Consider the following 17,386-nt stretch of genomic DNA (forward strand, 5'->3'; position numbering starts at 1 on the left):
CATCCGCTGGCATTTGACACCGGAGTATTTCACGCCTAGATTTCGCCGACGATGTAACCGGTTACATCACTCATCAACATTGCATCCAGCTACCGAGACGACTGCCATGTACGCTGCCGTAAAAATAAGAATGGGTTTTGTTGGAGGCGGTGAAGGTTCATTCATTGCCCGCGCCCACCGGCAAGCCGCCGGCCTCGACGGACGCTTCGAACTGGTCTGCGGTGCGTTCAGCCGCGACCCGGAGAATAATCAGCGCACCGCTGCCACGCTGGGTGTGGCCGCCGAGCGTTGTTACGACGATTGGCAAGCCCTGCTCGCCCGCGAGGCCGCCCTGCCCGCCGAGCAGCGCATGCAACTGCTGGTCATCGTCACCCCCAATCATTTGCACGCCCCGATTGCCCGCGAGGCATTGAGCGCCGGTTTTCACGTGTTCAGCGAGAAACCCGCAGCGCTGAACCTCGCCGAGGTGCAGGCGCTGCACTCGGTGGTCATCAACAGCCAGCGCATTTACGCTCTGGCGCACACCTACCTCGGCTACGCGATGGTCTGGCAGGCCCGCGAAATGGTCGCCAGCGGCGTGCTCGGGCGCGTGCGCAAAGTCCTAGTTGAATACCCGCAAGGCTGGCTCAGCAGCGATGTCGCCGGGCAAGGCAACAAGCAGGCCGGCTGGCGCGATGACCCGGCGCAGTCAGGGATCGGCGGCTGCATCGGCGATATCGGCACCCATGCGTTTTCCCTGGCGGAGTTTGTCGCCGGTCAGTCGATTCAGTTAATCAGCGCGATGCTCGGCTCGCATGTCGAGGGTCGGCAACTGGATGACGATGTGGCGATGCTGTTCAAAATGCGCGACGGCGCCAGTGGTGTATTGCTTGCCAGCCAGGTCTGCGCCGGTGAGGAAAACCCGCTGAAGATCCGCGTCTACGGTGACAAGGGTGGGCTGGAGTGGCGCCAAGAGGAACCGGCCAGCCTGATTCATCGACCGTTGAACGAGCCGATGCGCGTTCTGCGCTCCGGAGTCGGTCAGCCGTGGCTGTGTGCCGCCGCAACCCAACGCATGCGCCTGCCTGCGGGGCATCCCGAAGGTTATCTGGAAGCCATGGCCAACCTGTACGGCGATCTCGCCCAGGCGATTGCGGATGGCGTGGAAGGCCATCAGGCACCGGGCGTCCCGGGCGTAGAGACCGGCCTGCGCGGTATGGCGTTTATTGAAACCGCCATTGCCAACCACTTTGGCAATGAAAAGTGGAGCGAGATCCCCGGCCAACTGACAGGAGCCGCCAACCATGACGAATGATCAGCAAACCGCTACAGGTATGAAGGGCCCCGGCATCTTCCTCGCTCAGTTCATCGCTGACGAAGCGCCGTTCGACTCGCTCGCCAACATCGCCACATGGGCCGCTTCGCAAGGCTACAAAGCCATCCAGGTACCGACCCTGGGCACGAGGTTCATCGATTTGCAGCGCGCTGCTGAAAGTCAGAATTACTGCGACGAACTCATCGCCGTCTGCGCCCGCGCCGGTGTGGTGATCAGCGAGTTATCGACGCACCTGCAAGGGCAATTGGTCGCGGTTCATCCGGCGTTCGACAGCCTGTTCGACGACTTCGCCCCGCCCGCGCTGCGCGGCAAGCCGCAGGAGCGCACCGCGTGGGCCATTGAGCAGCTGAAACTGGCTGCCCGCGCCAGCCAGCGCCTGGGACTCACCGCCCACGCAACCTTCTCCGGCGCCCTCCTCTGGCCCTACGTCTATCCATGGCCACAGCGTCCGGCCGGTTTGGTCGAGCAAGGTTTCGCCGAACTGGGCAAGCGCTGGCTGCCGATTCTCGACTGCTTCGAGGAGGCTGGCGTAGATCTGTGTTACGAAATCCACCCTGGCGAAGACCTGCATGACGGTGCGTCATTCGAGCAGTTTCTCGAAGCGGTGAATCATCACCCCCGCGCGGCAATTCTGTATGACCCGAGTCATCTGCTGCTGCAGCAGATGGACTACCTCGGCTTCATCGACCGTTACCACCAACGCATCCGCATGTTTCACGTCAAGGATGCCGAGTTCCGCCCCGATGCGCGCTCCGGCGTCTACGGCGGGTATCAGGGCTGGGTCGAGCGTCCCGGACGCTTTCGCTCGCTGGGCGACGGCCAGATCGATTTCAAATCGATCTTCAGCAAATTGTGCCAATACGACTTCAACGGCTGGGCGGTACTGGAATGGGAATGCTGCCTGAAAGACTCCGCACAGGGTGCGGCCGAAGGCGCGGCGTTTATCGAGCGGCACATGATCCGCAAGACCGCCAAGGCCTTCGACGATTTCGCCGGAGTCAGCGCTGACGCTGCTTCCAACCGGCGCTTGCTCGGCCTGACTGACGACTGATTCATCCGCGTTACCGACATAACAACAATACGGTGATCTGAAATGAACGTAATGAATGCGCGACTCAGCGTGATGATGTTTTTGCAGTTCTTTATCTGGGGCGGCTGGTTCGTCACCCTCGGCACTTTTCTGGCAACCACGCTCGCTGCCAGCGGCGGCCAAGTCGGCATGGCCTTCGCCACGCAATCCTGGGGCGCGATTCTGGCGCCGTTTGTCATTGGCTTGATTGCCGACCGGTTCTTCAATGCCGAACGCATTCTGGCGGTGCTGCATCTGCTCGGCGCGGTGCTGCTCTATCAGCTCTATCGCGCGGCAGACTTCAGCGCGTTTTATCCCTATGTACTCGCCTACATGATGGTCTACATGCCGACGTTGGCACTGGTCAACGCCGTGGCGTTCCGCCAGATCAAAGATCCGGCGCTGGAGTTTTCGCGCATTCGCGTGTGGGGCACGGTGGGCTGGATTGTTGCAGGGGTAGTGATCAGCTTCGTGTTCGCCTGGGACTCGCAGCAAAGCATCGCGGCCGGGGGCTTGCGCAATACGTTCCTGATGTCCGCCGTCGCGTCGCTGCTGTTGGGGCTTTACAGCTTCAGTCTACCGAACACTGCACCGCTGAAAAGCGCAGCAGGCTCATCAAGCCTCAAGCAGATGCTCGGCGTCGATGCCTTGGGTTTGCTCAAGGAACGCAGCTATCTGGTGTTCTTCCTCGCCTCGGTCCTGATCTGCATTCCGCTGGCGTTCTATTACCAGAATGCCAATCCGTTTCTGGCCGAGATCGGCGTGACCAATCCGACGGCGAAAATGGCCATCGGTCAGGTGTCGGAAGTGCTGTTCATGTTGCTGTTGCCGCTGTTCATTCATCGCTTCGGCATCAAGATCGCCCTGCTGGTCGGCATGGCTGCCTGGGCGTTGCGCTACGTGCTGTTTGCCTTCGGCAATAACGACGATCAGGCATTCATGCTGCTGATCGGCATTGCCCTGCACGGCGTGTGCTATGACTTCTTCTTCGTGTCCGGGCAGATCTACACCGATGCCAAAGCACCAGAACGCTTCCGCAGTTCGGCGCAAGGTTTGATCACCTTGGCTACGTACGGGTTGGGCATGTTGATTGGTTTCTGGATTGCGGGACGGATTACTGACCACTTCACTTCGAGTGCGGGCCATGACTGGAGAAGTATCTGGCTATCTCCAGCCGGTTTTTCCGTGGCGGTGCTGCTGTGTTTCTGGGCGACATTCAAGAGCCGCGATCGCGACAAGGCAGTGCTGCCGAGTGCGGTTTAGAGCAGCGTTGTAATGCATGAAAAGAACGAATGCCGCCTGTGGTTGAGGTGGCATTCGTTATCGATGCTCATCGTTGCGCTCAAGCGTTGCGGCGTTCGAGCAGGCGGTCAGCGCCACCTTCGGCGACCCGATTGCCTTGCAGATGATCGGAGCCATCAGAGGCTACTGCATCGCTGAACAGTGGATCAGTTTCGGTCGCAGCGACTGCATCGCTGAACAGCGGGTCGGTTTCGGTGGCGGCGAAGGCATTCAGTGCAAAAACCGAGAAAGCGATACCGAGGATAGTCTGGCGTTTCATGATGATGTGCTCCGAGTTGCAGTGGTTGGGTATGGAGCCGATCTTACGCTGCGCTATGAATATGAGAATTTCATTGACTTAATGGTTGTTATTGACGCAATCAATGACTGATCAAGCATGAGCCGCTATTGGATCGATCTTCATGCTGTTGCTTACGTCATTAAGCGAAACGCCCTACAAAGTCGAAAGCATAAAACCGACAATCTCGTTTTTGACAGTTTTTTTCGCACAAAAAAAAGACCCGTATCAGTCGAAACCGAAACGGGTCTTTCCCCACTTAGACGACCTTATTTCAAGTCATCAAAGTGATCTCGCAGGAACCCGTAAAAGCGCAAGGCTTTCAACAATCTCCATACAAGGCTCAGCGTACGCAGCAAAAGCTTCATACGTTTTGGCCTCCAGGGCTGGCGGCCAAACCTCCAGCAAACTTACCGGACCATGCGTGCCTTCAGCCGACTGGCTAGGGTGGCTGGTGAGGCGGCCGGTTGAAATCCCTTCGAGACATCATTCCGGCACGGGTGCGAATCCGCGTCGAAGGGCGTAAAACCTTTTGCGCCCCCAGCCAAACCTCTCCGCCGCTCTATCAGTTGAGCGCGGGCATATTAACCTGAAAACTCCAGGACAAAAGCGCCGCTCACACCGTTATTCATCAAACGCCGCCACGCCTTTGTTAAATGTTATTTCTGCCAGACAAATTTCAACAAACATAAACATATAAATTCTTCGCAGGGCCGAAGACGCACTTGTTTCGAACGCCTGTTCAACCGTTGCAAGGAACGGTATAACTCCATACCATGGCAATCCTGGTTAGGGTGGCTGGTGAAGCACCTGGCTTCGATCGCAAATCGAGGCCTACTAAAAAACCGCCCCGCGAAGGCGGTTTTTTTTCGTCTGCGTTTTGTGGTCCCACCCCATCCAGGACACATTGCCTGACTCGATCCCCCTGCGCCCCCTGCACAAATCTTCTAAACACTCTTCTCCCCCACGCTGTATTTTAGAAACGCCCCTGCTCACCCCCCCTATGGAATCCTCCCATGGACAAACGCAACTGGATCTCTCTCTCCCAGGATGTCGATACCGGGATCGAGTCGATTCGTGCGCATTTCCGTGGGCATGCTTACGATCCACACTGGCATGACAGTTTTCTCGTCGGGATCACCGAGCAAGGCGTGCAGCAGTTCAATTGCCGTCGTGTACGTCATCGCAGTACGCCGGGGCATGTGTTCCTGCTGGAGCCGGGTGAAATCCACGATGGCCATGCGCCGACCGAGGATGGCTTCACCTACTCGATGCTGTACCTCGATCCGCACTGGCTGGAGCGCGAACTGCACGCGCTGTTCGAAGAGGCGCCCGCCGACAGCCAGCCAGGCTTTGCCGACACCCTGAGCCACGACCCGCGCCTGTCGACCGCGATCGTGCAAGCCTTCCACGCGTTACATGACGGCGATCTGCGCATCGTCCGGCAGACTGCGCTGGATGGCCTGCTGGCGTCTCTCACCCGCCATCTCGACTGGCGCAAGCGTCAGGACTTCGATCCGCGCCTGCCACTGGTTGCGCAGGTTGCGCGGGACTATCTGCATGCCCACAGCTATGAAGACATCGGTCTGGACGACCTCGCCAAAGCGTGCGGCGTCGATCGCTTTCGCCTGACCCGCGCGTTCAAGGCGGCGTTCGGTCTGGCACCGCACGCTTACCTGATCCAGTTGCGCCTGGCCAAGGCGCGACAATTGCTCGCGCGCGGTGAGACGCCAGCGCAGGTCGCCAGCGTGCTCGGTTTTGCCGATCAAAGTCATCTCGGTCGCTGGTTCCGCCGCGCCTATCAATTGACCCCTGCGGACTACCGCAAACGCTGCTCAAATCTTCCAGACTGAGGCCCGCCCGCTGACGATCATGGTGTCCTGTTTCGTCTTTCAGGAATCTGCACCATGGCTTCTCTACTGCCCTTTCTGCTGTTCGCTTTCGTTGCCTCGATTACCCCGGGACCGACCAATATTCTGGTGCTGAGCCACAGTTCGCGGCGCGGGCTGATCGCTACGTTGCCGATCATTTTTGGTGCCTGTGCGGCGGCAGCGCTGATTGTGCTGGTGGTCGGGCTGGGTGCTGGTGAAACCCTGCTGCGCTTTCCCCGCGTGCAACAAGCGATGGCTTGGGGCGGTGTGCTCTGGTTGAGCTGGCTGGCGTGGCAGATCTTTCGTAGTTCGCCGCCGTCGCTGGACCCAAATGCTGCGCAGGAACAAGGCTTGAGCGTATTCGGCGCGGCGCTGCTGCAACTGGTCAACCCGAAGGTGTGGATGATGGCCGTGGCGGTGGTCAGTGTATTCGTCGGCGGCGGCGACAAGACGCTGCGCCTGCTGGTGTTGTCGCTGGCATTTCTGCTGGTCTCGCTGCCGTGCATGACGCTCTGGGCGCTGCTCGGCGTCGGCAGCGCGCGGCTGCTCAGCTCAGCACAAGCGTTCAAGCGAATGAACGCGGCACTGGCCCTTCTTCTGCTGCTCTCGGCCTGGCTGGCCGTGTTGGTCTAATGCCCTGTGGCTTGCCGATATTCGCGCGGTGTAAACCCGGTCGAGGCCTTGAACTGACGGGTGAAAGCGCTGTGATCGGTGTAGCCGCATAGCAGCGCAACCTCAGTGATCGGCAAGTCGCTGTGCAACAGTCGATGCGCGTGTTCCAGGCGGACTTTCTGGATCATCTGCCGTGGCGTCAGGTGAAAAACCCGCTTGCAGTAGCGCTCCAGTTGCGCCACGGAAATTCCGGCTATGCGCGTCAGTTCACCCAGCGTCACCCGCCGATTGAAGTTGCCGCGAATGTATTCATCGACCGCCGCCAAACGCTCGAACGCCGGGTGCGTCTCGCTGGCTGATTGCAGATCCACCGAGATCCCCACCAGGCCGATGATCGTCCCGTCACGGTTGTAGATCGGCCTCTTGTGGGTCAGGCACCAGCCCGGTTCGCGACTGCCATACAGGTGCAGTTCGAGCTGATCCTCCAACACGAAACCCTCCTCCAGCACCTTGCGATCCTGCTCGGTGTAACCCGGACCCAACTGCGCCGGGAACACCTGCGCACTGGTCTTGCCGAGCAACGGGCGCAGGTCCTTCAAGCCACAACGCTGCACCAGCGTGCGGTTGGCAAGCACATAGCGCGCTTGCAGATCCTTGATGAAGATCGCCGCATTGGGGATCACATCGAGTATCGGCAACAGCTGCGCGGCACCGACGACCATCTCTTCAAGAGTATGCGGACGCAGGTCGTCAGTACCCTGGCACAGGATCGAAAACGCTGACTGCATCAAAGAATTCCCCTCGAGCTGAACCACCACAAATGCCACTCGCGAGCAGATTGCAGCAACGTCGCGGCCCTGTCGAGGCCGCGCATTCACCGGCGCCATTGTGCTGAATTCGTCATTGATCCCGCCGTAAAACATCAATCGCCGCTGGCGTCGACCGGTGCAAAGTCTGCTCGTCCACGTGACACAACTGCCTATCCAATAACTCACAAGAAGGCGATGCCATGTCAGGCCAAGGCAAGTTCAAAAAACAGCTTTCATTGATCGACCTCACCTTTATCGGACTCGGCGCGATCTTCGGTTCCGGCTGGTTGTTCGCCGCCAGCCATGTCTCGGCGATTGCCGGGCCGGCGGGGATATTTTCCTGGTTGCTGGGCGGTTTCGCCGTGTTGCTGCTGGGCATCGTCTACTGCGAACTGGGCGCGGCATTGCCCCGCGCTGGCGGCGTGGTGCGCTACCCGGTTTATTCCCACGGGCCGCTGCTTGGCTACCTGATGGGTTTCATTACGCTGATCGCGTTTTCCAGTCTGGTGGCTATCGAAGTGGTCGCCTCGCGCCAATACGCGGCGGCGTGGTTTCCCGGCCTCACCAAGTCTGGCAGCGGCGATCCGACGATCCTCGGCTGGCTGGTGCAGTTCGGCCTGCTCTGCGTGTTTTTCCTGCTCAACTACCGCAGCGTGAAGACCTTCGCCAAGGCCAACAATCTGGTCAGCGTGTTCAAATTCATCGTGCCGCTGCTGGTGATCGGCGTGCTGTTTACTTTCTTCAAACCGGAGAACTTCCAGGTTCAGGGATTCGCTCCATTCGGACTGTCCGGCGTGGAGATGGCGGTCTCCGCTGGCGGGATCATCTTTGCCTATCTGGGCCTGACGCCGATCATTTCCGTGGCCAGCGAAGTGAAAAATCCACAGCGCACCATTCCCATCGCGCTGATTCTCTCTGTACTGCTGTCGACCTTGATATACGTGCTGCTGCAAATGGCCTTTCTCGGCAGCATCCCGACGGAAATGCTCGCCAACGGCTGGGCCGGCATCAGCAAGGAGTTCGCCCTGCCCTATCGCGACATCGCCCTGGCGCTCGGTGTCGGCTGGCTGGCCTATCTGGTGGTCGCCGATGCGGTGATCTCGCCGAGCGGCTGCGGCAACATCTACATGAATGCTACGCCGCGAGTGATCTACGGCTGGGCGCAGACCGGCACCTTCTTCAAGGTTTTCACCCACATCGATGAAAAGTCCGGCATCCCGCGTCCGGCGCTGTGGCTGACCTTCGCCCTGTCGGTGTTCTGGACCCTGCCATTCCCGTCGTGGGAAGCGCTGATCAACGTGGTCTCCGCCGCGCTGGTGTTGAGCTATGCGGTGGCGCCAGTGTCGGTTGCGGCGCTGCGGCGCAATGCGCCGGACATGCCGCGCCCGTTCCGGGTCAAGAGCATGGGCCTGCTCGGGCCGGTGTCGTTCATCATCGCCGCGCTGATCGTTTACTGGTCGGGCTGGAACACCGTGTCGTGGCTGCTCGGCCTGCAAATCCTGATGTTTGTCATCTACCTGTTCTGTGGCCGCTTTGTGCCCACCGCTCACCTGAGCCTGGCGCGTCAGGTGCGTTCATCGGCGTGGCTGATCGCCTTCTACGCGGTGACCATCGTGCTGTCGAAACTCGGCACCTTCGGTGGCCTGGGCATCCTCGCGCATCCGTTCGACACCATCGTCGTCGCCGCTTGCGCCACCGGCATTTACTACTGGGGCGCGGCGACCGGCGTGCCTGCCCATCTGCTGCGCCTGGACGACGAGGACGAAGAAAGCGAAAGCCCTGCGCCCTCGCCCACCGTCAACGCCCGCCCTGCCGGCGCCTACTGAAATCATCCAACGGGATCTCTTCATGAAACGAGTACACGTCATTGATTCCCACACCGGCGGCGAGCCGACGCGGCTGGTCATGAGCGGCTTCCCAGAGCTGCCCGGCAACACCATGGCAGAGAAACGCGACGCCCTGCGCAGCCAGCATGATCAATGGCGCCGCGCCTGTCTGCTGGAGCCACGCGGTAACGATGTGCTGGTCGGCGCGCTGTATTGCCCGCCGCTATCGCCTGATGCCACCTGCGGGGTGATCTTCTTCAACAACGCCGGATACCTGGGCATGTGCGGCCACGGCACCATCGGCCTGATCAATTCGTTACAGCATCTGGGGAAAATCCAGCCGGGCGTGCACAAGATCGACACACCGGTGGGGCAAGTCAGCGCGACGCTGCACGACGATGGTTCGGTCACTCTGGGCAACGTGCCCGCTTACCGTTATCGCAAACAGGTGCCGGTGGAGGTGCCCGGTTTTGGTCGGGTGGTCGGTGATATCGCCTACGGCGGCAACTGGTTTTACCTCGTCTCCGAGCATGGCCAGACACTGACCATGGACAACGTCGAGCACCTGACCGCGTACACCTGGGCCATGCTCAAAGCGCTGGAAGATCAGGGCATCTCTGGCGAAGACGGCGCCGCTATCGACCACATCGAACTGTTCGCCGATGACGATCAGGCCGACAGCCGCAACTTCGTCATGTGCCCCGGCAAAGCCTACGACCGCTCACCGTGCGGCACCGGCACCAGCGCCAAACTTGCCTGCCTGGCCGCCGACGACAAGCTGCAAGCGGGCGCGCCGTGGATCCAGGCGAGCATTACCGGCAGCCAGTTCGAAGGCCGCTTTGAATGGCAAGGCGAGCGGATTCGCCCGTTCATCACCGGCCGCGCCTACATGACCGCCGACAGTACCTTGCTGATCGACGAAACCGACCCGTTCGCGTGGGGCATCTGAGCCGCCACGCCGACTTTCCACCTCGAATCCAACGAAATGCCAAGGAGTTGAACCATGAGCGACAACATCTTCACCGGCTGCATGCCAGCCCTGATGACCCCGTGCACCGCCCAGCGCAAACCTGATTTCGATGCGCTGGTGGCCAAGGGTCGCGAGCTGATCGATGCCGGCATGAGCGCCGTGGTCTATTGCGGCTCAATGGGCGACTGGCCGCTGCTCACCGAAGCCGAGCGTCAGGAAGGCGTGTCGCGCCTGGTCGCTGCCGGGGTGCCTACCATCGTCGGCACCGGCGCGGTGAATACCCGTGAAGCGGTCTCCCATGCAGCGCATGCGGCGAAAGTCGGCGCGCAAGGCTTGATGGTCATCCCGCGCGTGCTTTCACGTGGAGCTTCGGCGACGGCGCAAAGGGCCCACTTCGCCGCGATCCTGCAAGCCGCACCGAATTTGCCGGCGGTGATCTACAACAGCCCCTACTACGGCTTCGCCACCCGCGCCGATCTGTTTTTCGAACTGCGCCGCGAATACCCGAACCTGATCGGTTTCAAGGAATTCGGCGGCGGCGCGGACCTGCGCTACGCAGCCGAGAACATCACCTCCAAGGATGACGACGTGACCCTGATGGTCGGTGTCGACACGCAAGTGGTGCACGGTTTCGTCAATTGCAACGCCACCGGCGCGATCACCGGCATCGGCAACGCCCTGCCGCGCGAAGTGCTGCAACTGGTCGCGCTGAGCAAGCAGGCCGCGCAAGGCGATGCCAAGGCCCGGCGTCAGGCGCGGGAGTTGGAGTCGGCGCTGGCGGTGCTGTCATCGTTCGACGAAGGTTGCGATCTGGTGCTGTATTACAAACACCTGATGGTGCTCAACGGCGACAAGGAATACACCCTCCACTTCAACGAAACCGATGTGCTGAGCGACTCGCAACGGCGCTATGCCGAGAAGCAATATTCGCTGTTCCGGCACTGGTACGAAAACTGGTCGGCCGAGCAGAACTTCGCCTGACCGCCACCTGCCGCGAGTCATCACGATTCGCGGCAGGCCTCGCTCATCTCACAGGAAGACACCATGACTCTGACGGGCAACATGCTGATCGGCCAACAAGCCGTGGCGGGCAATCGTCCGGCCTTTCGCGGGATCAATCCGGCGACCAACGAGGCACTTGCTCCGGAATACACCGGCGCGTCGGCCGAACAGGTGCAACAGGCCTGCGCGCTGGCGTGGACAGCACAAGACGCCTATCGCGAAACCAGCCTGAGCACCCGTGCGGCATTTCTGGAAAGCATTGCCGAGCACATCGAAAACCTCGGCAATGAACTGATCGAACGCGCCCACGCCGAAACCGGTTTGCCGCGCGCCCGCCTCGAGGGTGAACGCGGGCGTACTTGCCAGCAATTGCGCCTGTTCGCCCGCACGGTACGCGCCGGTGAATGGCTGGACGTGCGCGTCGATAATGCGCAACCGGAACGCCAGCCACTGCCGCGCTCCGACTTGCGCCAGCGGCAGATTGCCCTGGGGCCGGTCGCGGTGTTTGGTGCGAGCAACTTTCCGCTGGCATTTTCCGTGGCCGGTGGCGACACCGCCGCAGCACTGGCGGCCGGTTGCCCGGTAATCGTCAAGGCTCACACCGCCCATCCGGGTACCAGCGAACTGATCGGCCGCGCAGTCGCGCAAGCGGTCAAGGCCTGCGGTCTGCCCGAGGGCGTGTTTTCCTTGTTGTTCGATTCAGGGTACGAAGTCGGTATCGCGCTGGTCAGCGACTGGCGCATCAAAGCCGCTGGTTTCACTGGTTCGCGCACTGGCGGGCAGGCCTTGATGAAAGCAGCGCAAGCGCGGCCGGAGCCGATTGCGGTGTATGCGGAAATGAGTTCGATCAACCCGGTATTGCTGTTTCCTGCCGCGCTGGAAAATCGGACGCAGGCGTTGGCCGAAGGATTTGTCGCGTCGCTGACACTGGGCGCCGGGCAGTTCTGCACCAACCCGGGATTGTTGATTGCCCGCAAAGGCCCGGCGCTCGACGGGTTTCTCGGCGCGGTAGCGAAACTGACCTCAAAAAGTGCGGCGCAAACCATGCTCACGCCCGGCATCTTCGGCGCCTATCAAGCGGGTGTGACGGCTTTGCAAGACAATTCCCGTGCACGCGCGGTAGCAACTGGCGAACCCGGCAGCGGCCTGAATCAGTGTCAGGCGCAGGTCTTCAGTACCGAGGCAGCGGATTTTCTTGCCGATCATCGCTTGCAAGCCGAGGTCTTCGGCGCTGCATCGCTGATCGTGCAATGCAGCAGTAACGAGGAAGTCCGTCAGATCTGCGAACATCTGGAAGGCCAACTGACCGCGACTCTGCACATGGATGACGCTGACCTTGCTTTGGCGCGTGCGTTGCTGCCAACCCTGGAGCGCAAGGCCGGGCGCCTGCTGGTCAACGGCTGGCCGACCGGCGTGGAAGTCTGCGAGGCGATGGTGCATGGCGGGCCTTACCCGGCAACTTCGGATGCGCGCAGCACCTCTGTGGGCACTGCGGCGATCCTGCGTTTTCTGCGGCCGGTGTGCTATCAGGATTTCTCCGACAGCTTGCTGCCGACGGCGCTGCAACAGGCCAATCCGCTCAACCTTCGGCGCCTGCTCGATGGCCAGCGGGAAGCGACACACCATGGCAAATAACCCTTCGCACGACATCGCTGTGGTTGGCGCCGGGATTATCGGTGTGGCTTGCGCACTGCGCCTGGCGCGTCAGGGTTTGCGCGTGGTGGTCATCGATCAACAGGCACCGGGGCATGGCGCTTCGTTCGGCAATGCCGGGCATCTGGCCACCGAGCAGGTGTTTCCGATTGCTGATGTGTCGATCCTCAAGCGTTTGCCGGCCATGCTCATGGACCCGATGGGGCCGCTGCGCCTGGACTGGAAATACCTGCCGCGCGCCCTACCGTGGTTCACCCGGCTGCTGCTGAATCTGCGGCCCGAGCCTTTTCAGAAAACCGTCGCCGGCCTGCGCGCGCTCAATGAAAGCAGTCTCGACGCGTGGCAGCGCTTGCTTAGCGAAATCCAGCGCGCGGATCTGCTCAAGGTTGACGGCTCGTTACTGGTGTTCGAAAAACCTGAATCCCGGCAGGCCATCGAAGCCTTGCAGGCACGACTGCATCAGCAGCAGGTGCCGGTGGATTACTGGCAGGCCGGGGCGATCCGCCAGACCGCGCCGCAACTCAGTGAGCAGCTTCAGGGCGGACTGTTCTTCCCGCGCACCGGGCATTTCCTTGATCCCTATCGGGTGGTTTGTGCACTGGTTGAAGCGGCTCGGAGCAGCGGTGTGAGTTTTCTCCAGCAGCAGGTTCAGGGCGGCTACGTGCAGGAAAACGGCGTTTTACTGGTGACGGGCAACAGCGGTGTGACGGCCAGCCGCGTGTTACTGGCCTGCGGTGCGCATTCGGCGAAACTCACCGCCGCGCTGACTGGCAAGCAAGTACCGCTGGACACCGAACGTGGCTATCACCTGATGCTGCCGCATGAGCATGATCGCCTGCCCTTCCCCGTCACCTCGCTGGAACGCAAATTCATCATGACGCCGATGCGCGAGGGCCTGCGCCTGGCCGGCACGGTCGAGTTCGCCGGATTGGAGCGGCCAGCGAACATGGCGCGCGCCTGGCAGTTGCAGCGTTTGAGCCAAGGCCTTTTTCGCAAGGATCTGAACGCTGATAACGCAACTCCATGGATGGGCTTTCGCCCGTCGCTGCCGGATTCGCTGCCAGTGATCGACCAGGTCTGCGACGGCAAGGTCTTGCTTGCCTTCGGTCATCAGCATCTGGGTCTGACTCAAGCGGCGGTCACAGCTGAAATGATCGGGAAAATGGTTTCAGGCGCCACCCTCGCGTTGCCCAATACCGAGCCCTACCGACTGGCACGTTTCTAAACGTGCTTCAGCGCGTCGCCGTGATGCATGGCCAGATGGCCGGTCTTGTCGCTCTTGACCTCGTACTGCGGCGCGTCTTTCGAGGCCGGGCGGTGGCGGCCCATGAACTCAGTGTCGCGGGTGTGCACCTTGACCACTTTGCCGTGGATCTCGCCGGCCTCGGAATTCCAGCGCACCGCGTCGCCGACTTTGAATGAACTGCTCATCACTGCGTCCTCGCCTCTGGCTTGTTGGTTTATGGAGCCGCGCGCGTCGCAGAAATTCCGCTTTCTTTGCGAGGCGACCGAAGGCAGGCAAAAAAATCGAACGGCGAAAATCGCTCGCACCTCCAACCTGCACAAGCCGTAGAAAACGGCCATGACGAGGTGTGAAATGGACAACGATCAAGGCAAGCAAGGTGACGATCCGCTCCCAACTACCCCCGACCCGCTGAGTCCGGGGCGTACCGAGGTCGATCCGATGAAGGAGCGCGGCATCGACGAACTGCCCGACAACGAAGGCGAAATCCCGCTGGATGATGACGATACCGGCCTGGACCCGGAGCGCGTACGTCAGGAAACCGATAACGCCGAGATGGACAATCAGCCCAATCCGCGCTGAGCCTGGAAAGGCAGCCGTGACATTCGGCTGCCTTTGGCTTGTGCGGTCAACGGCAGAATCAGGCAAGCATGGCACAGAAATGCACTACTTCGCGCCCAGCTCCAGGCGCAACAATGAGCGTCCGACTACCCATGGAGGATGCTCACATGCTTGTAAACGCTTACGGCGCCCACGCTGGCGACAAACCTCTTGAGCCAATGCAGATCAACCGCCGTGCTCCGGCGGCGCACGACGTACAAATCGATATCGCCTTTTGCGGCATCTGCCATTCCGACCTGCACCAGGTGCGCGCGGAATGGGCTGGCACGCAATTCCCCTGCGTTCCCGGCCATGAAATCGTCGGCCGCGTCTCGGCGGTTGGCGATCACGTCAAAAGCTACAAGGTCGGCGATCTGGTCGGTGTCGGCTGCATCGTCGACAGCTGCCAGCACTGCGATGACTGCGAATCCGGTCTGGAAAATTACTGCGACGGCATGATCGGCACCTACAATTTTCCGACCCCGGACGCACCGGGCTGGACCCTCGGCGGTTACTCGCAAAACATCGTCGTGCACGAGCGCTATGTGTTGCGCATCCGTCATCCCGAGGCGCAACTGGCCGCCGTCGCGCCACTGCTCTGCGCCGGCATTACCACCTACTCGCCGCTGCGCCAATGGCACGCCGGACCCGGCAAGAAAGTCGGCGTGGTTGGCATCGGTGGCCTGGGTCACATGGGCATCAAACTGGCCCACGCCATGGGCGCCCACGTGGTCGCGTTCACCACCTCCGAATCCAAGCGTGAAGCGGCCAAGGCTCTGGGGGCGGATGAAGTGGTGGTGTCGCGCAATGCCGAGGAAATGGCGGCACACACCAAGAGCTTCGACTTCATCCTCAATACCGTCGCAGCGCCGCACGATCTCGACGCCTTCCTCGTGCTGCTCAAGCGCGACGGCGCCTTGACCCTGGTCGGCGCGCCCGCCTCGCCGCATCCGTCGCCGAACGTGTTCAACCTGCTCATGAAGCGCCGCACCATCGCCGGTTCGATGATCGGCGGCATCCCTGAAACCCAGGAAATGCTGGATTTCTGCGCCGAGCACGGCATCGTTTCCGACATCGAATTGATCCGTGCCGACCAGATCAATGAGTCCTACGAGCGCATGCTCAAGGGCGATGTGAAATACCGTTTCGTCATCGACAACGCAACCCTCGCCGGCTAAGCGCCAATGTCCATCGGCAGCGAAGTGCTGCCGATGGCTTTAGAGATTCCATCGGCGCGATTTGACAGCGCCCGCGTTGCTCGCCAGAGTCGCACCCCTTTTTCCACCGTTGGGTGAACAGGGGTCGCCGTTGAACCAACAGACATTGTCCATGCGCCTTGAACGCGTCGCCGCTCACGTGCCGGTCGGCGCACGACTGGCCGATATCGGCTCCGATCACGCCTATCTGCCCGTTGCCCTGATGCGCCGCGGACTTATTACAGCGGCGGTGGCTGGCGAGGTCACGTTGACGCCATTTCACTCGGCGCAACGCACCGTTAAGGACAACGACCTGCACGGCCAGATCAGCGTGCGCCTGGCCGATGGCCTGGCGGCAATCAAACCTGACGATGCGATCAGCGCCATCACCCTGTGCGGCATGGGTGGCGAAACCATTCGCGACATCTTCGAAAACGGCAAAGTCCACCTCAACGGCAACGAACGATTGATCCTGCAACCCAACGGTGGCGAACAACCGTTGCGCCAGTGGCTGATGGACAACGGCTATCGGATCCTCGGTGAGGAGGTGCTGCACGAGAACCGCTTCGACTACGAAATCATCGTGGCCGAGCCAGCCGTTGAACCGCTGACTTACAACACCAGGGAATTGTTTTTCGGACCGCTGCATCTGCAGACGCGCAGCCCTGCCTTTCTGCACAAGTGGCAACGCAGGCTGAGTCAGCGGCAGAAGACCTTGGGGCAGTTCACGCGCGCGCAACAGGCGTTGCCGGAGGACAAAATTCGGGCGCTGAGGCAAGAAATGCAGTGGATCAACGAATTGCTCGGGTGACTGTGCCGACCTCTTCGCGAGCAGGCTCGCTCCCACAGGGGATTCGGGATCGGCTTGGAATTTGTGGTGTGGCACATAACCAATGTGGGAGCGGGCTTGCTCGCGAAAGCGTCGGAACATCCAGCATCTTCATTGACGGGTGTACCGCAATCGCCAGCAGGCTCGCTCCCACAGGGGATTCGGGATCGGCTTGGAATTTGTGGTGTAGCACATAACCAATGTGGGAGCGGGCTTGCTCGCGAAAGCGGCGGAACATCCAGCATCTTCATTGACTGGTCCAATGCTATCGCGAGCAGGCTCGCTCCTACAGTTGACGGTGTTTTTTCAGGAAAAATGCATTGTCCTGTAGAAGTGAGCCTGCTCGCGATTGCGGTTCGTCAGCTGACATGGATGTTGAATATGCCGCCGCTTTCGCGGGCAAGCCCGCTCCCACAGGGGATTGGGATTGGCTTGGGACATGTAGCGCAACGCATAGCCAATGTGGGAGTGAGCTTGCTCACGAAAGCGCAGGCACATTCGACATTTTCTTAGACTGGTGTACCGCAATCGCCAGCAGTCTCGCTCCTACAGGGGATTCGGGATCGGCTTGGAATTTGTGGTGTAGCACATAACCAATGTGGGAGCGGGCTTGCTCGCGAAGGCGTCGGAACATCCAGCATCTTCATTGACTGGTCCAATGCTATCGCGAGCAGGCTCGCTCCTACAGTTGACGGTGTTTTGTCAGGAAAAATGCATTGTTCTGTGGAAGTGAGGCTGCTCGCGATTGCGGTTCGTCAGCTGACATGGATGTTGAATATGCCGCCGCTTTCGCGGGCAAGCCCGCTCCCACA

The 17,386-nt window shown here is 60.7% G+C and carries 16 protein-coding genes; 13 read left to right on the top strand and 3 right to left on the bottom strand.

What is annotated here, in order from left to right:
* Positions 1–130: 130 nt before the first annotated feature.
* Genes AC4IHP_RS14895 through AC4IHP_RS14905 form a run of 3 tightly spaced genes read left to right on the top strand, consistent with a single transcriptional unit; the run spans position 131 to position 3,647 of the window.
* Positions 131–1,294 carry a Gfo/Idh/MocA family protein gene (locus tag AC4IHP_RS14895; protein WP_490832033.1) on the top strand — a complete coding sequence of 388 codons (1,164 nt, stop codon included), beginning with the start codon at positions 131–133 and terminating at the stop codon, positions 1,292–1,294.
* The gene (locus AC4IHP_RS14900) at positions 1,284–2,366 is read left to right on the top strand and encodes a sugar phosphate isomerase/epimerase family protein (RefSeq protein ID WP_490832034.1); all 1,083 of its coding nucleotides are present in this window, start codon (positions 1,284–1,286) and stop codon (positions 2,364–2,366) included. Before AC4IHP_RS14895 ends, AC4IHP_RS14900 begins: the two co-directional genes overlap by 11 nt.
* Positions 2,367–2,408: 42 nt before the next feature.
* Positions 2,409–3,647 (top strand): nucleoside permease, encoded by a 1,239-nt coding sequence (locus AC4IHP_RS14905; RefSeq protein WP_490832035.1) that lies wholly within the window; start codon positions 2,409–2,411, stop codon positions 3,645–3,647.
* A gap of 79 nt (positions 3,648–3,726) precedes the next feature.
* On the opposite strand, the gene AC4IHP_RS14910 is transcribed toward AC4IHP_RS14905, so the two are convergent.
* Positions 3,727–3,945, bottom strand: coding sequence for a hypothetical protein (locus AC4IHP_RS14910; protein WP_490832036.1), 219 nt, complete (start codon positions 3,943–3,945; stop codon positions 3,727–3,729).
* A 1,034-nt stretch (positions 3,946–4,979) separates the two neighbouring features.
* On the opposite strand from AC4IHP_RS14910, the gene AC4IHP_RS14915 reads away from it, so the two are divergent.
* Together AC4IHP_RS14915 and AC4IHP_RS14920 are read left to right on the top strand one after the other, a co-directional pair.
* On the top strand, positions 4,980–5,816 hold the full coding sequence (locus AC4IHP_RS14915) for an AraC family transcriptional regulator (RefSeq protein ID WP_490832037.1): 837 nt from the start codon (positions 4,980–4,982) through the stop codon (positions 5,814–5,816).
* A 54-nt stretch (positions 5,817–5,870) separates the two neighbouring features.
* Positions 5,871–6,467 (top strand): LysE family translocator, encoded by a 597-nt coding sequence (locus AC4IHP_RS14920; protein ID WP_490832038.1) that lies wholly within the window; start codon positions 5,871–5,873, stop codon positions 6,465–6,467.
* Here AC4IHP_RS14920 and AC4IHP_RS14925 read toward each other — a convergent pair.
* A complete protein-coding gene (locus AC4IHP_RS14925; protein ID WP_490832039.1) occupies positions 6,464–7,234 on the bottom strand; it encodes a PAS domain-containing protein in 771 nt (256 codons plus the stop codon). The genes AC4IHP_RS14920 and AC4IHP_RS14925 overlap by 4 nt on opposite strands.
* Before the next feature lie 221 nt (positions 7,235–7,455).
* Here AC4IHP_RS14925 and AC4IHP_RS14930 point away from each other — a divergent pair, with 221 nt between their 5' ends.
* The 5 genes from AC4IHP_RS14930 to AC4IHP_RS14950 all read left to right on the top strand — a co-directional run bounded on the left by AC4IHP_RS14930 (position 7,456) and on the right by AC4IHP_RS14950 (position 13,931).
* A complete protein-coding gene (locus tag AC4IHP_RS14930) occupies positions 7,456–9,081 on the top strand; it encodes an APC family permease (protein WP_490832040.1) in 1,626 nt (541 codons plus the stop codon).
* Between the two features lie 22 nt (positions 9,082–9,103).
* Positions 9,104–10,030 carry a 4-hydroxyproline epimerase gene (locus AC4IHP_RS14935; protein ID WP_490832041.1) on the top strand — a complete coding sequence of 309 codons (927 nt, stop codon included), beginning with the start codon at positions 9,104–9,106 and terminating at the stop codon, positions 10,028–10,030.
* A 54-nt stretch (positions 10,031–10,084) separates the two neighbouring features.
* A complete protein-coding gene (locus tag AC4IHP_RS14940; protein ID WP_490832042.1) occupies positions 10,085–11,032 on the top strand; it encodes a dihydrodipicolinate synthase family protein in 948 nt (315 codons plus the stop codon).
* Positions 11,033–11,095: 63 nt separating this feature from the next.
* A complete protein-coding gene (locus AC4IHP_RS14945; protein ID WP_490832043.1) occupies positions 11,096–12,688 on the top strand; it encodes an aldehyde dehydrogenase (NADP(+)) in 1,593 nt (530 codons plus the stop codon).
* Complete coding sequence (locus tag AC4IHP_RS14950) at positions 12,678–13,931, top strand: NAD(P)/FAD-dependent oxidoreductase (RefSeq protein WP_490832044.1); 1,254 nt, start codon at positions 12,678–12,680, stop codon at positions 13,929–13,931. Before AC4IHP_RS14945 ends, AC4IHP_RS14950 begins: the two co-directional genes overlap by 11 nt.
* Here the strand turns inward: AC4IHP_RS14950 and AC4IHP_RS14955 are convergent.
* Positions 13,928–14,137 carry a hypervirulence associated TUDOR domain-containing protein gene (locus tag AC4IHP_RS14955; protein ID WP_076563378.1) on the bottom strand — a complete coding sequence of 70 codons (210 nt, stop codon included), beginning with the start codon at positions 14,135–14,137 and terminating at the stop codon, positions 13,928–13,930. The two genes, AC4IHP_RS14950 and AC4IHP_RS14955, sit on opposite strands and share 4 nt — an antisense overlap.
* Before the next feature lie 166 nt (positions 14,138–14,303).
* Between AC4IHP_RS14955 and AC4IHP_RS14960 the strand changes: the two genes are divergently transcribed.
* The 3 genes from AC4IHP_RS14960 to AC4IHP_RS14970 all read left to right on the top strand — a co-directional run bounded on the left by AC4IHP_RS14960 (position 14,304) and on the right by AC4IHP_RS14970 (position 16,556).
* Positions 14,304–14,531 carry a hypothetical protein gene (locus AC4IHP_RS14960; protein ID WP_490832045.1) on the top strand — a complete coding sequence of 76 codons (228 nt, stop codon included), beginning with the start codon at positions 14,304–14,306 and terminating at the stop codon, positions 14,529–14,531.
* 146 nt (positions 14,532–14,677) lie between these two features.
* Complete coding sequence (locus AC4IHP_RS14965; protein WP_490832046.1) at positions 14,678–15,727, top strand: NAD(P)-dependent alcohol dehydrogenase; 1,050 nt, start codon at positions 14,678–14,680, stop codon at positions 15,725–15,727.
* Between the two features lie 130 nt (positions 15,728–15,857).
* Positions 15,858–16,556, top strand: a complete 699-nt coding sequence (locus AC4IHP_RS14970) for a tRNA (adenine(22)-N(1))-methyltransferase (protein ID WP_490832047.1) — start codon at positions 15,858–15,860, stop codon at positions 16,554–16,556.
* Positions 16,557–17,386: the final 830 nt, after the last annotated feature.

The organism is Pseudomonas sp. UF-293 (assembly GCF_058245595.1).

Coding starts and splice junctions, on each gene's coding strand:
- AC4IHP_RS14895 (WP_490832033.1), top strand. CDS start 131: ATGGGTTTTGTTGGAGGCGGTGAAGGTTCATTCATTGCCCGCGCCCAC.
- AC4IHP_RS14900 (WP_490832034.1), top strand. CDS start 1,284: ATGACGAATGATCAGCAAACCGCTACAGGTATGAAGGGCCCCGGCATC.
- AC4IHP_RS14905 (WP_490832035.1), top strand. CDS start 2,409: ATGAACGTAATGAATGCGCGACTCAGCGTGATGATGTTTTTGCAGTTC.
- AC4IHP_RS14910 (WP_490832036.1), bottom strand. CDS start 3,945: ATGAAACGCCAGACTATCCTCGGTATCGCTTTCTCGGTTTTTGCACTG.
- AC4IHP_RS14915 (WP_490832037.1), top strand. CDS start 4,980: ATGGACAAACGCAACTGGATCTCTCTCTCCCAGGATGTCGATACCGGG.
- AC4IHP_RS14920 (WP_490832038.1), top strand. CDS start 5,871: ATGGCTTCTCTACTGCCCTTTCTGCTGTTCGCTTTCGTTGCCTCGATT.
- AC4IHP_RS14925 (WP_490832039.1), bottom strand. CDS start 7,234: ATGCAGTCAGCGTTTTCGATCCTGTGCCAGGGTACTGACGACCTGCGT.
- AC4IHP_RS14930 (WP_490832040.1), top strand. CDS start 7,456: ATGTCAGGCCAAGGCAAGTTCAAAAAACAGCTTTCATTGATCGACCTC.
- AC4IHP_RS14935 (WP_490832041.1), top strand. CDS start 9,104: ATGAAACGAGTACACGTCATTGATTCCCACACCGGCGGCGAGCCGACG.
- AC4IHP_RS14940 (WP_490832042.1), top strand. CDS start 10,085: ATGAGCGACAACATCTTCACCGGCTGCATGCCAGCCCTGATGACCCCG.
- AC4IHP_RS14945 (WP_490832043.1), top strand. CDS start 11,096: ATGACTCTGACGGGCAACATGCTGATCGGCCAACAAGCCGTGGCGGGC.
- AC4IHP_RS14950 (WP_490832044.1), top strand. CDS start 12,678: ATGGCAAATAACCCTTCGCACGACATCGCTGTGGTTGGCGCCGGGATT.
- AC4IHP_RS14955 (WP_076563378.1), bottom strand. CDS start 14,137: ATGAGCAGTTCATTCAAAGTCGGCGACGCGGTGCGCTGGAATTCCGAG.
- AC4IHP_RS14960 (WP_490832045.1), top strand. CDS start 14,304: ATGGACAACGATCAAGGCAAGCAAGGTGACGATCCGCTCCCAACTACC.
- AC4IHP_RS14965 (WP_490832046.1), top strand. CDS start 14,678: ATGCTTGTAAACGCTTACGGCGCCCACGCTGGCGACAAACCTCTTGAG.